The 16,003-nt window shown below is 70.6% G+C and carries 10 protein-coding genes; 3 read left to right on the top strand and 7 right to left on the bottom strand.

The features are described 5' to 3' along the window. Positions 1-12: 12 nt before the first annotated feature. Together D581_RS0121350 and D581_RS0121345 are read right to left on the bottom strand one after the other, a co-directional pair. Entirely contained in the window at positions 13-1,125 is a 1,113-nt protein-coding gene (locus tag D581_RS0121350; RefSeq protein WP_018959237.1) for a cytochrome d ubiquinol oxidase subunit II, read from the bottom strand. Between the two features lie 35 nt (positions 1,126-1,160). Then, entirely contained in the window at positions 1,161-2,453 is a 1,293-nt protein-coding gene (locus D581_RS0121345) for a cytochrome ubiquinol oxidase subunit I (protein ID WP_018959236.1), read from the bottom strand. A 131-nt stretch (positions 2,454-2,584) separates the two neighbouring features. Here D581_RS0121345 and D581_RS0121340 point away from each other — a divergent pair, with 131 nt between their 5' ends. Continuing rightward, entirely contained in the window at positions 2,585-3,508 is a 924-nt protein-coding gene (locus D581_RS0121340; RefSeq protein ID WP_018959235.1) for a LysR substrate-binding domain-containing protein, read from the top strand. Between the two features lie 141 nt (positions 3,509-3,649). On the opposite strand, the gene pepN (D581_RS0121335) is transcribed toward D581_RS0121340, so the two are convergent. Continuing rightward, positions 3,650-6,226 (bottom strand): aminopeptidase N, encoded by a 2,577-nt coding sequence (gene pepN, locus D581_RS0121335; RefSeq protein ID WP_018959234.1) that lies wholly within the window; start codon positions 6,224-6,226, stop codon positions 3,650-3,652. Between the two features lie 102 nt (positions 6,227-6,328). On the opposite strand from pepN (D581_RS0121335), the gene D581_RS0121330 reads away from it, so the two are divergent. Together D581_RS0121330 and D581_RS0121325 are read left to right on the top strand one after the other, a co-directional pair. Continuing rightward, on the top strand, positions 6,329-6,553 hold the full coding sequence (locus D581_RS0121330; RefSeq protein WP_018959233.1) for a ribbon-helix-helix domain-containing protein: 225 nt from the start codon (positions 6,329-6,331) through the stop codon (positions 6,551-6,553). A gap of 16 nt (positions 6,554-6,569) precedes the next feature. Then, positions 6,570-6,893, top strand: coding sequence for a type II toxin-antitoxin system PemK/MazF family toxin (locus D581_RS0121325; protein ID WP_469219887.1), 324 nt, complete (start codon positions 6,570-6,572; stop codon positions 6,891-6,893). Between the two features lie 71 nt (positions 6,894-6,964). Here D581_RS0121325 and D581_RS0121320 read toward each other — a convergent pair whose 3' ends face one another. From D581_RS0121320 to pepN (D581_RS0121305), 4 genes are all read right to left on the bottom strand, one after another. Next, entirely contained in the window at positions 6,965-7,993 is a 1,029-nt protein-coding gene (locus D581_RS0121320) for an aspartate-semialdehyde dehydrogenase (RefSeq protein WP_018959231.1), read from the bottom strand. Positions 7,994-8,316: 323 nt separating this feature from the next. Beyond that, positions 8,317-11,625, bottom strand: a complete 3,309-nt coding sequence (locus tag D581_RS0121315; RefSeq protein ID WP_018959230.1) for a S8 family serine peptidase — start codon at positions 11,623-11,625, stop codon at positions 8,317-8,319. 389 nt (positions 11,626-12,014) lie between these two features. Further along, a complete protein-coding gene (locus D581_RS0121310) occupies positions 12,015-13,079 on the bottom strand; it encodes a hypothetical protein (protein ID WP_018959229.1) in 1,065 nt (354 codons plus the stop codon). Between the two features lie 212 nt (positions 13,080-13,291). Next, positions 13,292-15,895, bottom strand: coding sequence for an aminopeptidase N (gene pepN, locus D581_RS0121305; RefSeq protein ID WP_018959228.1), 2,604 nt, complete (start codon positions 15,893-15,895; stop codon positions 13,292-13,294). Positions 15,896-16,003: the final 108 nt, after the last annotated feature.

Genomic DNA, 16,003 nt, shown 5'->3' with positions numbered 1-16,003 from the left:
CGCTGCCGCGGCTCAGAAGTAGCTGGGGTGACGGCGGCCCGTCCGCCCCCGGAAGGCCCACCAGCTCCACGTCTGGTACGCGAGGATCACCGGGATGAGCACGACCCCGAACGCGATCAGGATCTTCAACGACGCGGTGTCCGCGGCAGCCTGCTGGAGGGTCATCCCCGGCCCGGACGAGCTGATCAGGACGTACGGGTAGTGGCCCGCCCCCACGAGCACCACGGGCAGCACGGTCGCGGCGCAGGTCGCGGCGAACGCCCGGCGGTGGTGCCCGCGGGAGAGGTGCCACCAGGCAGTGGCGAGCGCCGCCGCGAACAGGGCGACGGTGATCGCCGAGGTCGCACGGTTCTCCATCGAGGCACCCGCGCCGAAGAGCGTCAGCAGCGGGGGAAGGGCGCCGGCGGCGCCGGCCGCCCGCAGCAGGGCCGTACCCAGCCGCCGCGCCTCGGAGGCGACCCCGGGTGCCGAGCGCAGCGCGACGAAGGCGGCCCCGTGCGCCGCGAAGAGCAGCGTGGTGGTCACGCCGCAGGCCAGGACGAACGGTGAGAACACGTCACCGAACCCGATGTGGAAGCTTCCGTCGGCCCGCCGGGGCACACCGTGCAGCAGCAGGCCCACGACGAGTCCCCAGCACACGGCGGGCACCACGCCGCCGAACACGATCAGGGCGTTCCACCGACGGCGGGCGCGGACGCTCCGGGCGCGGCCGCCCAGCTGGACCGCGGCGTTGCCGATGACCAGGCCGACGAGGATCGCCACGATCAGTGGGTACAGCCCGGACAACAGGCTGCCCTCCAGGTACGGGAAGGCCCCGAACAGGACACCGGTGAACGCGACCAGCCAGACCTCGTTGCCGAGAAAGAACGGCGCGATGGCGTCGAGGGCGGCGTTCCCGCCGGTGCGCCCGGCCGCCTGACCGCCCTGGCAGTCCCGCCCTTCCTGACCGTCCTGACCGTCCTGGCTCTCCTGGCCGTCCCGGCTCTCCTGACTGTCCTCGCCGCCCCCGTCCCGGCCGCCGAGCAGGGGGTGCAGCATCTGTGCGCCGTAGTCGTAGCCGCCGAGCACGAAGTACCCGGCGAGAAGCAGGCCCAGCAGGACCAGCCAGACGGTCTCCAGACTCATCTCTCTCACCTCTCTCGCTTTTCCCTTGACGCGGATCAGAAGGCCGGGCTCGTCTGTCTGTCCGGGGTGCCGCCCCCGGGCACGTCGTCGTCCAGCGGTTCGGTGGCGCCGAGCTGCGTGGCGTCCGGACCCCGGAGGGCGAAGCGGGTGATCAGCGTCCAGTTCGTCACCGCCAGCGCGAGGAAGACGGCGACGAACACGACGCAGGAGACGGCCAGCGAGGTCCTGCTCACCGAGGAGAGCGCGTCCTCGACCTTCAACTGGCCGTAGACGATCCAGGGCTGACGCCCGACCTCCCGCAGGACCCAGCCGCTCACGGAGGCGATGAACGGGAACGGGATCATCGCGGTCATCAGGTGGGCGAAGGGGCGCCAGCGGATCAGCCGGTCCTTCCGCAGCAGGACGACGGCGATGATGGTGACCGTGGAGACGCTGTAACCGATGACCGTCATGAGGTCCATCGAGAAGCGCAGCCACTCCTCCGGCGGTGTGTAGTCGCCGGGCCCGTACCGCTCGACGAGCCGCGCCTGGACCCGGTCGAGGTCGCCGTTCTCCAGGATCGCCGTCTTCATGGGCTGGGACCGCTCGATCTGTGGCAGCTGCATCTCGCCCACAGTGGCGACGAACCAGCTGGTGGGCGTGGCCACCAGGAGAGCCAGGCGCAGGGAGCCCCGGAACAGCCCGGTCTCCTCCGTGCCCCGGGCGAGGTGGTACGCGCTGATGCCCAGGACGAACACGCTGCCCGTCATCAGCGCGGCGAGCGTGACGTGGGCGAGCGCCATCAGGGCGCTGGTGTTGGTGAGCAGCGCGCCGAAGTCGGTGAGGTGGGCTACGCCGTCGCGCACCTCGAAGCCGACGGGGTTCTGCATGAAGCCGTTGGCGATCAGGATCCAGTACGCGGAGGCGTACGCGGTCAGGGCGACCAGCCAGATGAGTGTGACGTGCACACCTCTGCGCAGCCGGCCCCAGCCGAAGATCCACATGCCGAGGAAGGTGGACTCGGCGAAGAAGGCGATGAGGGTTTCGAGGGCCAGCGGGACGCCGAAGACGTTGCCCGCGAACTTGCTCAGGCCGCTCCAGCTGAGCCCGAACTGGAACTCCATGACCAGGCCGGTGACGATGCCGACCGCGTAGTTGATGACGTAGAGCTGTCCCCAGAAGCGCGTCATGCGCTCCCGGACGGCTCGTTCGGCGGGATCACGGGTGAACGCGGCCCGGGTGTGCATGATCGCGACCAGGGGGACGACCCCCATGGTGAGGATCACGAACAGCCAGTGGATGCCGGTCGTGGCCGCGAACTGGAGGCGTGCCAGATCCGCAGCGCTCATGAGCGTCCTTCCTGGGGGGTGGGGGACCTGTGCGGCGCCCCTGCCGAAGACCGTAGGAAGAATTGCTTATGTACTCCAAGACCGATTTCGTCATGTGAACATAGCTGTGGAGCTATGAGTAGAGGTGGAATGTGGATCTTCTGCAGTTGCGGTACTTCCAGGTCGTCGCCCGTTACGAGCACATGAGTCGCGCCGCGGAGGAGCTGCGCGTCGCCCAGCCCTCGCTCAGCCGCACCATCTCCCGCCTGGAGACCGAGCTGGGCTCCCCGCTCTTCGACCGTCACGGCCGCCGCATCCGGCTCAACCAGTACGGTGCGATGTTCCTCCGCCACGTCGACCGCGCCCTGAGCGAGCTCGCCGACGGCAGCAGGGCCGTGCGTGAGGCCCGCGACACGGGGCTCGGCCGGGTCGGCGTCGCCTCCGAGACCCTGCTGACGATCACTCCGCTGCTGGGCAGCTTCCGCGCCACGCACCCGCGCGCGGACGTCCGGCTGTTCCAGTCGGACGCGGACGGGATGAGCCGCCGGCTGCGCTCCGGCGAGGTCGACTTCTGCGTGGCCTCACAGCCGCTGGCCGGTACGAACCTCGAATCGGTCGAGCTGGCCCGCGAGGAGGTACTGCTCGCCGTTCCCCCCGGCCACCGGCTCGACGGGCGGGAGAGTGTGACGATCCCCGAGATCGCCGACGAGCCCTTCGTCACCACGCGCGTGGGCAACTGGCAACGTGCGCTTCTCGACCGGCTGTTCGCAGCCGAACGGCTGACGCCGCTGCTGTCCTGCGAGGGTGACGAGCCGGGCGCCAGCCAGGACATGATCAGCGCCGGCCTCGGCATCGGCTTCATCCCGGCGACATCCCGCCAGGTCGGCACGCACGCCCCGGTCGCCTGGGTGCGCATGGACGCGCCCGACTGCCACCGGGTGCTCACCCTGGTGTGGAACCGCGGCGCCTACTTCTCCGAAGCCGCCCTGCGTCTGAAGGAGTTCATCACCAGCAGACCCTTCATGACGCATCACCTTCCCGACCCGCGCCGCGAGGACGACCGCGGCACGCTCTGACGGGCGCGACGCGCTCTGACGGCTGCGGCACGCTCCGACGGGCGTGCGTGCCCCGGCGTCGGCGCACGGGAAAGGGGCGCCCCCTCCGCCGCGACGTATCCGCCGCGACGAAGAGGGACGCCCCCAGGGCCGTACGTGCCGCTACGCGGTGGCCGCCGCCGCGTCAGCCGCCTGCGCCTTCAGAGCGCGCTCCACACCGGACCGCGACTCCGACATCAGCCGGCGCAGGGCCGCGCTCGGCTCGGCCGAGGCCAGCCAGGCGTCGGTGGCGTCCAGCGTCTCCTGGGAGACCTGGAGGGCCGGGTAGAGGCCCACGATGATCTGCTGGGCCATCTCGTGGCTGCGCGACTCCGAGATGTCCTTCACCGAGGCGAAGTACTTCTCCGTGTACGGGGCCAGCAGCTCGCGCTGGTCCGTCTGGACGAAGCCGCTGATGACCGCTTCCTGGAGCGAGTTGGGCAGCTCGCCGGACTCCACGACCGAGGCCCACGCCTCCGCCTTGGCCTCCTGGGTGGGCTGGGCCGCCCGCGCGGAGGCCGCGTGGCGCTCGCCCGCCGCCGTCCTGTCACGCTCGTACTCGGCGGCGATCTCCTCCTCGTCCAGCAGCCCGGACGCCGCCAGCCGCTGCACGAACGCCCACCGCAGCTCCGTGTCGACGGCCAGGCCCTCGATGGTCTCCGTGCCGTCCAGCAGCGACCGGAGCAGGTCCAGCTGCTGCGGGTTGCGGGCGGTGGCCGCGAAGGCGCGGGCCCAGGCCAGCTGGTGATCGCTGCCCGGCTCCGCCGCGTGCAGGTGCGCCAGCGTCGCGTCGGTCCACTGGATCAGCGCGGCCTCACGGGCCTCCGGCGCCGCGTACAGGTCGAGTGCCAGCTTCACCTGGCGGTGCAGCGACTGCACGACGCCGATGTCCGACTCCTTGCCGATGCCCGAGAGCACCAGGGCGAGGTAGTCGCGGGTGGCCAGCTCGCCGTCGCGCGTCATGTCCCAGGCCGAGGCCCAGCTCAGGGCGCGCGGCAGAGACTCGGTGAAGTCGCCCAGGTGCTCGGTGACGACCCGCAGCGACTCGGCGTCGAGGCGGACCTTCGCGTACGAGAGGTCGTCGTCGTTGAGCAGGACGACCGCCGGGCGGGCCTTGCCCACCAGGGCGGGCACGTCGGTCCGCTCGCCGTCGACGTCCAGCTCGATCCGGTCGGTGCGCACCAGCTTGCCGTCCGCGTCGAGGTCGTAGGCGCCGATGGCGATCCGGTGCGGGCGCAGCGTCGGCTCACCCTTCGCGCCGGCCGGCAGCGCGGGGGCCTCCTGGAGCACGGTGAACGAGGTGACGCGGCCGTCGGCGTCGGTCTCGATCTCCGGGCGCAGGATGTTGATGCCCGCCGTCTCCAGCCACGCCTTCGACCAGGTCCTCAGGTCGCGGCCGGAGGTCTTCTCCAGGGCGCCCAGCAGGTCGGAGAGGCGGGTGTTGCCGAAGGCGTGCGCCTTGAAGTACGCCTGCACGCCCTGGAAGAACGCGTCCTTGCCGACGTACGCCACGAGCTGCTTGAGCACGGACGCGCCCTTGGCGTACGTGATCCCGTCGAAGTTGACGAGGACGTCGTCCAGGTCCTGGATGTCCGCCATGATCGGGTGCGTGGAGGGCAGTTGGTCCTGCCGGTACGCCCAGGTCTTCATGGAGTTGGCGAACGTGGTCCAGGAGTGCGGCCACTTCGAGCCCGCCGCGTCCGCCTGGCAGGCGATCGAGGTGTAGGTGGCGAACGACTCGTTCAGCCAGAGGTCGTTCCACCACTCCATCGTCACGAGGTCGCCGAACCACATGTGGGCCAGCTCGTGCAGGATGGTCTCGGCCCGCACCTCGTACGCCGCGTCCGTCACCTTGGAGCGGAAGACGTACTGGTCGCGGATGGTGACCGCGCCCGCGTTCTCCATCGCGCCCGCGTTGAACTCGGGGACGAAGAGCTGGTCGTACTTGGCGAACGGGTACGCGTAGTCGAACTTCTCCTGGAACCACTCGAAGCCCTGCCGGGTGACGGCGAAGATGTCCTCCGCGTCCAGGTACTCCGCCAGCGAGGGGCGGCAGTAGATGCCGAGCGGGACGGACTGGCCGTCCTTCTCGTAGCTGCTGTGCACCGCGTGGTACGGGCCCACGATGAGAGCCGTGATGTACGTGGAGATGCGCGGCGTCGGCTCGAAGGTCCAGACGTCGCCCGCAGGCTCCGGCGTCGGGGAGTTCGAGATGACCGTCCAGCCGGACGGGGCCTTCACGGTGAACGCGAAGGTCGCCTTCAGGTCGGGCTGCTCGAACGAGGCGAAGACGCGGCGCGCGTCCGGAACCTCGAACTGCGTGTACAGATAAGCCTGTTCGTCGACCGGGTCGACGAACCGGTGCAGGCCCTCACCGGTGTTGGTGTACGAGCAGTCGGCGACGACCTTCAGTTCGTTGGCCCCCTCCCGCAGATGCGGCAGGGCGATCCGCGCGTCGCGGAACACGGCGGCCACGTCCAGGTCCTTGCCGTTCAGCACCACGTCGTGGACGGCCGGGGCGACCAGGTCGATGAACGACTCCGCACCCGCCTCCGCGCAGTCGAAGCGCACGGTGGTCACGGACCGGTAGGTGCCGCCCTCCTGCGCTCCGGAGAGGTCGAGATCGATCTCGTACGCGTCCACGGTCAGCAGGCGCGCCCGCTCCTGTGCCTCTTCGCGGGTCAGATTTGTGCCAGGCACGCGGCATCTCCTTCGATAGTGACGTTTCGGATCATCCTTCCATGTCCGGCCTTGCCCGACGATAGGTAGCGCTCTTCTTCCTACTCCGGTAGCATCGGCGGTATGAAGATTAGCGTGAGTCTGCCGCAGGAGGATGTCGCCTTCGTCGACGAGTACGCGACGAAGACCGAAGCGGATTCCCGGTCCGCCGTCATACACGCCGCCATCGAGCTGTTGCGCACCGCAGGTCTCGAAGACGAGTACACAGAGGCGTTCCAGGAGTGGGACGCGAGCGAGGACGCCGCTCTCTGGGACCGCACCGTGGCAGATGGGCTCACCGATGCGTAGGGGCGACATCCACCTCGTGGACCTGGAACCTGCACGGGGGAGCGAAGCCAACAAGGTGCGCCCGGCAGTGATCGTTTCCAACAACGCCGCCAACCGGTCGGTCGAGCTGACCGGCAGGGGCGTTGTCGCCGTGGTCCCCCTGACCTCGAACACCTCGCGGATCCTCAGCTTCCAGGTGCTTCTCGCAGCGAAAGAGAGCCACCTTCCGCAGAACTCCAAGGTCCAGTGCGAACAGATCCGGGCAGTCTCCCCCGATCGGGTACTGAAGCGCATCGGTGAGGTACCCCGCCAGCGCATGGCCGAGATCGACGCGGCCCTGCGTCGGCATCTCGCGCTCTGAGCCCGAGCAGGCGAAGGGGCGGCCACCGATCACCGGTGGCCGCCCCTTCCGCGTACGCGTGACGCCGCGGGTCAGCCCTTCAGCTCGGCCGCCACCAGCTCCGCGATCTGCACGGCGTTCAGCGCCGCGCCCTTGCGGAGGTTGTCGTTGGAGACGAACAGCGCGAGGCCGTTGTCCACCGTCTCGTCGACCCGGACGCGGCCCACGAAGGAGGCGTCCTTGCCGGCTGCCTGGAGCGGGGTCGGGATCTCCGAGAGCTCGACGCCCTCGGCGTCCTTCAGCAGCTCCAGGGCGCGCTCGACGCCGATCGGACGGGCGAAGCGGGCGTTGATCTGGAGCGAGTGGCCGGAGAAGACCGGGACCCGGACGCAGGTGCCGGACACCTTCAGCTCCGGGATCTCCAGGATCTTGCGGGACTCGTTGCGGAGCTTCTGCTCCTCGTCCGTCTCGAACGAACCGTCGTCCACGATGGAGCCCGCCAGCGGCAGCACGTTGAAGGCGATCGGGCGCTTGTAGACGGCCGGCTCGGGGAAGTCCACGGCCTCGCCGTCGTGGGCCAGCTTCTCGGCCTCGGCGACGACCTTGGCCGCCTGGCCGTGCAGCTCGGCCACACCGGCGACGCCGGAGCCGGACACGGCCTGGTAGGTGGCGACGGTCAGCGCTTCGAGACCGGCCTCGTCGTGCAGCGGGCGCAGCACGGGCATCGCGGCCATCGTCGTGCAGTTCGGGTTGGCGATGATCCCCTTCGGGCGGACCTTGGCCGCGTGCGGGTTGACCTCGGAGACGACGAGGGGGACCTCGGGGTCCTTGCGCCAGGCGGAGGAGTTGTCGATCACCACGGCGCCCTGGGCGGCGACCTTCTCGGCCAGCGCCTTCGAGGTCGCGCCGCCGGCGGAGAACAGCACGATGTCCAGGCCCGTGTAGTCGGCCGCGGAGGCGTCCTCGACGGTGACGCCGGAGCCCTTGAAGTCGATCGTGGAGCCCGCGGACCGGGCCGAGGCGAACAGCCGCAGCTCGTCGACCGGGAAGTCCCGCTCGGCCAGGATCCTGAGCATGACTGTGCCGACCTGACCGGTGGCGCCGACGATTCCGACCTTCACGAGGACTCCTCTGTTCTGCACGTCCGGCGGCTGCCCGCCCGTGCGGCTGTGCGGCCCGTTTGCCGCTCCATGATGCGTATGTCCTGGCCCGCCTTGTCCAATCCATTGTCCGACCTGCGGACTCTTCGCGCGAGGACCGCAGATTCTGCAACGTCGGCGCGTACGGGGGGGAAACATCTGCGGCGGGCCGCGGGGGGTGTGACGAGGAACACGCACAGCGGGGCGGGTGCTCGTGAGAGCGCCCGCCCCGCCGTCGTGCCGATGGGGTCGGTCAGGGCCCCGTGGGGCCCGTTGCCGGATCCGTTACGGCGTGCCCTTGTCCGTTACGGCGTGACCTTCTCGATCACGACGCTGCCGGTGCCCGCGGCGGTGCCGCGCGGGTTGACCAGCCTGACCTCGCCGAAGAACTGACGCCCCTCGGGAGCCGCCCCGGCGACCACGACCTCGGCGCCGACCTGGGCCGACGCGCCGTTGGCCAGGTTCACCGCCTTGGTGGAGTCGACCTTGATCGTGCCGAGCGACGCCGAGTAGTACACGTCGCGGTAGTCGTACGTGGTCGACCCGGCCGGGACCGAGTAGCCGTCGATGACGACGGTGTACGTGCCCGCGGCGGGCTTCACCAGGCTGACGGCCTCCTCGGAACCGGCGGTGGTCGCGCTGCCGACCTGCGTGGCGCCCCGGAAGACGTACAGGTCGAGGTCGGCGTTGGCGTCCGACGTGCCGCCGATGGCGATGTCGAGCTTCTCGACGCCCGCGCCGATGGTGACCGTGGTCTCACGGGTCTGGCCCGTCGAGATCGACGGCTTGTCCACCTTGGCCGAGCCCAGCGAACCGCCCTGGAGCTTGCCCTGGAGGTCGGCGGCGCCGTTGGTGACCGTCCAGTTCACCGCGGCGGGAGCGCCGACCTTCGCCTCGGCGATGGTCCGCACCGCCGGGTCGAAGGTCGCGCCGAGCAGCGAGACGTCCAGCTTGAACGGGTTGTCCAGCAGCGGCGACGTACGACGCGCCTCGACCTCGATCTCCCACACGCCGGGCTGCGGGTCCTTGTAGGAACGCGCGTCCGGGCGGCAGGTGTTGGCCGGGTTCTCGTAGTTCGGGTAGCAGTTGACCGTGGAGGTCGGGTCGACCGGCGTCCCGTACGGGTGCAGGGAGACGAACCGGGTCTGGCTGCCCGAGCGCAGGGCGCTGAGGGCGACCTCCAGGGTCTTCGCGCCCTCCGGCACGTTGACGAAGTACGACGTGGTGCCGTTGCGCTGGACCGAGCCGGACGCCTTGTAGGCGTAACCGGGCTGCTGGAGCTCGTGGGCGACGACGACCGTGGTCATGATCTGGTGGTCCACGCCGGAGGTCTTCTTGTCGTCGACCCGCAGGATGGCGCTGTGGACGCCGGCGGACTTCGCCTTCGCCTTGACCTTGAGCTTGACCGGCGTGTCGAGCGGCAGCGAGACGTACCGGGGGCTGCTGAGCTCGAAGGTGCCGTCGTTGTTCTTCCAGGACAGCTTGTGCTGGACGTTGCGGTCCGGGCCCGTGGTACGGGTGACGACGACGTCGTAGACCTTGGTCTCGCCGGCCTTCAGGCCGCCCTCGCGGTCGTAGAGGCCGGTGCCGAAGCCCGGGTCCTTGAGCGCGAAGTCGATCGCGGTGTCGACCGGGGCCTTCACCGAGAACTCGTGGGCGGGCTTGCCCTGCTTGGCGATCTGCTTCCACGCCTTGACGATGTTGATCAGACCGGAGCCCTGGACGTGCGCGGGCACGTCCTTGATGTGGCCCGCGGTGCTGGTCAGCGCGGAGCGCAGATCGGCCGGGGGAAGCTCGATGTCCTTCTGCTTCGCGGCCGACAGCAGCAGCGCGGCGGCGCCCGCCGCCTGCGGGGAGGCCATCGAGGTGCCCTGGAGCATGGAGTAGCCGGCCGGCAGGTCGTAACCCGCCTCCTTGACCGGACCGCCCGGTGCCCAGGTCTGGGTGGTGTTGATGGACGCGCCCGGCGCCGAGATGATCGGCGTGAAGCCGCCGTCCTCACGCGGACCGCGCGAGGAGAAGGGCAGCATGTCGTACTTCTTGGTGACGTTGGAGCCGTAGTTGGCCGCCCACGTCTCCTTGGAGATCGACGCGCCGACCGAGATCACGTGGTCGGCGAGCGACGGGTCACCGATGGTGTTGAGCCCCGGGCCGCTGTTGCCGGCCGAGATGACCAGCTGGACGCCGTAGATGTCGACGAGCCGCTTGTACAGCTCGGCGCGCGCGTTGTTGCCGTCGTTCAGCGGCGGCAGGCCGCCGATCGACATGTTGACGATGTCGACGCCGCGGTTGACGACGAGGTCGATCATGCCCTCGGTCAGCGCGATGTTGGTGCAGCCGCCGGACCAGGTGCAGGCACGCGAGGAGACGATCTTGGCGCCGGGAGCGGCGCCGTTCATCTCGCCGCCGAACAGCCCGTTGGCCGCGGTGATGCCCGCGACGTGGGTGCCGTGCGAGCCCTCGATGACGCCGATGTTGACGAAGTCGGCCTTCGCGCCCGAGGAGTCGAGGACGACGTTTTTACGGGTCTCGACGACGAACGGGATGCGCTCGACGACCTGGGTGCGCGGGTCGTCCTCACCGAAGTAGGAGACCTGGAACTTCTCCTTGTACGGCTTGAGGACCTTGTCGTCGGAGAAGTCCGCGTTGTCGTTCAGGTCGACCCGGGTGGTGCCGGTGACCGGGTCGTACAGCACGCCCCAGACGTCGGTGGTGTCACCGTCGCGGTTGAGGTCGCCCGCCATCTCGCCGCCGGTGGTGGCCGCCTCGGCGAACGTGGCGAACTTGTAGCTGCCCGCCGGCGCCGAGTAGGTCTTCCCGCCGGACGTGAACGTCGGGCCGGCCACCGACCCGGACATCTCCAGCCAGGTGCCGTCGCCGTCGCTCACCGGGTCGGTCGCGGTCACCCAGTCGACGATCTTGCGCTCGCCGGTGGTGGTCTTCCTCAGGGCCGGGTGACCGAGGTCGACGCCGGAGTCCAGGACGCCGATGGTGATCCCGCGGCCGTCGGCCGTCGGGTGCTTCTCGACGAAGTCGACCGCGCCCGTCTCGAACGACGGGTTGTACGGGTTCTTCGCCGGGGTCTTCTTGTTCGGCGCCGCGTAACTGCCCGTGGCCTTCGGCTGCTTCGCTCCGGCGGCCCGGTCGCCCTTGGGCGTCGGGTCGTCCAGCTTGATCTCCTGCTTGAGATCGATGCCGAGGACGGAGGAGAGCTTGGAGGCCGCCTTGATGGTGGACTCGGCGCTCTTCGTCGGAACCGTGGCCCGGACGTAGCCGAGCTTGTCGTAGGTCTGGCCGAGCACGGAGCCCTCGACGGCGTCCAGCTGCTTGCTGACCTGCTCGGTCGCCCCCGGGGTGGTGGCGACCATCATGGTGACGCTCTTCTCGCCCTTGGCCTCGGCCTTCGCCAGGACATCGGCGTCGGCCTTGCCGAGCTTGTCGCCCCGGTCGCTCGTGGCGGCCGGTTTGACGGGTGCCGGTGCCGGGTCCTCGGCGGCGAACGCCGGAGCGGCGCCGGAGGCGGCGAGTGCGGCCGCCAGTCCGGCAGCGGCCGCGATTCGCGCCGCGCGTCTGGCCCCGGGTATGGAGCTGGGGGATTCCTTGGTCATCAGCATCCCTGTAATTGAAAGAGAGAGTCCGGAATTCGGTACCGGATGACCGCTCAGCCTGTCGTAAATGACAGGGGTTTGTGGAGAGTTGACGGAGGCGAGTCAGGGACATGGCACAGATCCGCCACGGGGCGCGATGTGCCACGCGGGATGAATGAGGCCAAACGGTGCGTCCGTGACGCCTGGCGACGCGGGTGGCGGCGGCTGTGGTCCGGACCAGACGCGTCGGTGGCCGAGACAGGGCGGGTTGGTGGCCGACTGCGTACGGGTCGGTGGCTGAGGCCGGGCGGGTCGGTGGCCGACGGCGTACGGGTCGGTGGCCGACGGCGTACGGGTCGGTGGCCGACGGCGTACGCGTCGGTGGCCGGGAACAGCCGTGGGTCCGGGGGCCCCTCTCAGCGCGGCAGCACCATCACGTACGCCGCCGGCTCCCGGTCCGCCGCCGCCATCAGCGCCGTCCGCACCACCGTCGCCTGCTGGTCCGCCGCCTCGCGCAGCTTCCTCGGCGAGAGGCGGACGACCGTGATCCCGAGCCGTTCCAGATGCTCCCGCTTCGCGGCGTACGCGGACCATTGCGGGTCCGCCTCCGCCCGGCTCCTCCGTCCCGGCACGCCGTACCGGGGTGCGCGGGCGTCCAGCTCCACCGCCACGGCCTGGTCGGGCCAGTAGGCGTCGACCCCGCCGAGCCGGGGCCCGCCCGGCAGCCGCAGCTCCACGTTCCACAGCGGCTCCGGGAGCCCGTGCTCACGCACCATCGCGTACAGCATCGCCTCCGCCGCCGCCCGCCCCTCGGCCAGCAGCGCATCGACCGCGCCCACCACGGCGGGCCGCCCCAGCAGCCTCGCCTCGCTCAACTCGCGTACCACGGCGGCCGGTTCGCAGTGCCCTTCGCGTACCGCCTCGGTCAGCAGCCGCCGGACGACGGCCGCGTCGGCCGTGGCCGCGACCGCGTCCGCCAGGGCCCGCTCCACCGGGGCGACGGGCACCTCGCCCACCCGCACCGGGTCCGGCATCGAGGCGGTCCGCAGCACCTCCACGAACCGGGTGGACCGCAGCCGCCGGGTGCGCGGGACCAGCACGTCGATCCGGTGCAGCGCCTCCACGTCCCCGGCCGCGTCGAAGCCGTGCAGCGCGAGCGCGGCCACCCCGGTGAGCATCGACTCGCCGTACCCCGCGTCCGAGGGGCCCGCCGGAGCGCGCCGCGCGGAGGCCGGCGGACGCCCCGCGTAGAGCAGCGCCCCGCGCAGCCGCTCCCGGCCGGTGGGCGGGCCCGGGTGCAGCAGATAGACGCCCGGCAGCAGGTGCTGCCAGGGGCCACCGGGCAGGCACTGGGCGGACGTCTGCGCGGCGGACACACCCCGCGCCCTCAACTGGGCGGCGGACAGGACACGGTGCGTGACGTCCTCGGGGTGGAGGGAGAGGCCGGGGAGACGGGGGGAGAGCGGGGCGTTCTGGGTCATGTCCCGGGGTTTCCCGCCCGTGGAGGGGGCCCTAACCCCTGTTACACGCCCGTCGACAATCCCGGACAACGCCGTCCTAAAGTACGGACGTTCGACAACCGAAAAGGGCCGTCGCGCCGGGAATCGGGGGAGGGGCGTCTCGGGCGGGTGTACGAGCGCCGCTTTCACGCCGCACGCACGCCCCGCCCGAGCGCCCCCTCATCCGTACCGGCTCAGGCGGCGGCCCGGTCGCACTCCTGGCCGCGCAGCGCCCGCGCGAGATCGTCCCGGGCCTCCAGCACCAGACGCCGCAGCGCCGGGGCGGCGTCCTCGTGCTCACCCAGCCAGGCGTCGGCCGCCGCGAGGGTCGCGGGGCTGTCCTGGAGGCCGGGGAACATCCCCCGCACCACGTGCATGCCGATCTGGATGGACCGCTCCGCCCAGATCCGCTCGATCACCTCGAAGTAGCGGTGCGCGTACGGGGCGAGCAGCTCCCGCTGGGAGGGCTGCCCGAAGCCGGCGATCGTCGCCTCGACCAGCGCGTTGGACAGCTTGTCCGACTCCACGACCGCCGCCCACGCCTGCGCCTTGACCGCCTCCGAGGGGCGCGAGGCCAGGCACCGTACGTGGTGGCGCTTGCCGGAGGCGGTGTCGTCGCGGGCCAGCTCGGCGTCGATCGCCGTCTCGTTCGCCACGCCGTGCGAGGCCAGCGGGGAGAGGAAGGACCAGCGCAGCTCCTGGTCGACGTCGAGACCGTCGATCCGGGCCGTGCCCTCCAGCAGCCCGCCCAGCAGCAGGTAGTCCTCCTCGGACGAGGAGACCGCCGCGAAGAAGCGGGCCCAGGTCAGCTGGTGCTGGCTGCCCGGCTCGGCGCTCCGCAGCTCGCGCAGCGCGCCGTCGGCCAGCGCCCGGCCGCCTTCCTCGCGCCAGTCGGGGGCCGCGTAGTTGACCAGCGCGGACTGCGCCCAGGCGTGCAGCATCTGGAGGACGCCGATGTCGCTCTCGCGCCCGGCGTGTGCCAGCACCAGCGCGACGAAGTCGCGGGCCGGCATCGATGCGTCCCGGGTCAGGTTCCACAGGGCCGACCAGCACAGGGCACGGGCCAGCGGGTCCGTGATCGCGCCCAGGTGGTCGCGCAGCGTGGCCAGCGACCCCTCGTCGAAGCGGACCTTGCAGTACGTGAGGTCGTCGTCGTTGACCAGGATCAGATCGGGCCGCTCGGAGCCGGCCAGGGCCTCCACCACGCTCCGCTCGCCGGCCACGTCCACCTCGGCGCGCGCGTAACGCGTCAGCTCGCCCTCCGGCGTACGCCGGTACAGGCCGACCGCGACGCGGTGCGGTCGCAGCTCCGGGTGCGAGGCGGCGGCCTCCTGGACGACGGTCAGTTCGGCCAGCCTTCCGTCCGCGTCGTACGTCGGCACGGGGGTGAGCACGTTGACGCCCGCCGTCTGGAGCCACGAGCGCGACCAGGCCGTCATGTCGCGGCCGGACGTCTCGGCCAGCACCGACAGCAGGTCGCCCAGGCGCGTGTTGCCGTAGGCGTGGCTCTTGAAGTAGCGCCGGGCGCCTTCGAGGAACGCGTCCCGCCCCACGTACGCCACCAGCTGCTTGAGCACGGAGGCGCCCTTGGCGTACGTGATCCCGTCGAAGTTCAGCTTGGCGTCCTCCAGGTCACGGATGTCCGCCGTGATGGGGTGCGTGGAGGGCAGCTGGTCGGCGCGGTAGGCCCACGCCTTGCGGTTGTTGGCGAAGGTGATCCAGCCGTTGGTGAAGCGGGTCGCCTCGACCATCGAGAAGGAGCCCATGAAGTCCGCGAAGGACTCCTTCAGCCACAGGTCGTCCCACCACTCCATGGTGACCAGGTCGCCGAACCACATGTGCGCCATCTCGTGCAGGATGACGTTGGCACGCCGCTCGTAGGCGGCCGAGGTGACCTTGCCCCGGTAGATGTACTCCTCGCGGAAGGTGACCATCCCCGGGTTCTCCATGGCGCCGAGGTTGTACTCGGGCACGAACGCCTGGTCGTACTTCCCGAAGGGGTACGGGTAGTCGAAGTGGTCGTGGAAGAAGTCCAGGCCCTGCTTGGTGATCAGGAAGACGTCGTCCGCGTCGAAGTGCTTCGCGAGCCCCTTGCGGCACATCGCGCCGAGCGGGATCTCCAGCGTGGTGCCGTCGTCGAACGTACGGCTGTAGTGATCGCTGACGTAGTGGTACGGGCCGGCGACGACGGCCGTGATGTACGTGGAGATCGGCTTCGTCTCGGCGAAGGCCCACACCCCGTCCTTCTCCGACTCCTCGGCCCCGTTGGACCAGACCCGCCAGCCGGCGGGGGCCGCCACCCGGAAGCGGTAGGGGGCCTTCAGGTCGGGCTGCTCGAAGTTGGCGAAGACCCGGCGGGCGTCGGCCGGCTCGTACTGCGTGTAGAGGTAGACCTCGCCGTCCTCCGGGTCGACGAAGCGGTGCATGCCCTCGCCGGTCCGGCTGTACGCGCAGCGGGCGTCGACCACGAGGACGTTCTCGCCCTCGACGAGCCCGTCGAGCGCCACCCGGGTCCCGTCGAACACGACGGCCGGGTCGAGGGCCGTCCCGTTCAGCGTCACCGCGTCCACACCCGGGGCCACCAGGTCGGCGAAGGTCGAGGCGCCCGCCCGGGCGGAGCGGAACCGGATCGTGGTGAGCGACCGGAACGTCCGCGGACCGGACTCCCCGTCGCCCCCGTCGGCCCCCTCGGGCTCGCCGACGGCGGACCGCAGGTCGAGTTCGACCTCGTATCCGTCGACGGTCAGCAGCTCGGCCCTCTTCTGGGCCTCGTCGCGGGACAGGTTTTCACCGGGCACGGGCACTCCTTCGTGACGCGCGTCAATGTGTCGTGTTCGAACCCATTGATCCTTGCACGCGCCTTCTCGGGGCCGCATGCAGGGAATGGCCGTCCGTCCGGAGGCGTT

The sequence above is a fragment of the Streptomyces sp. CNB091 genome, assembly GCF_000377965.1.
Note: the sequence above shows the minus strand (reverse complement) of the source record. Positions and strands in the feature narration are given on the sequence as shown.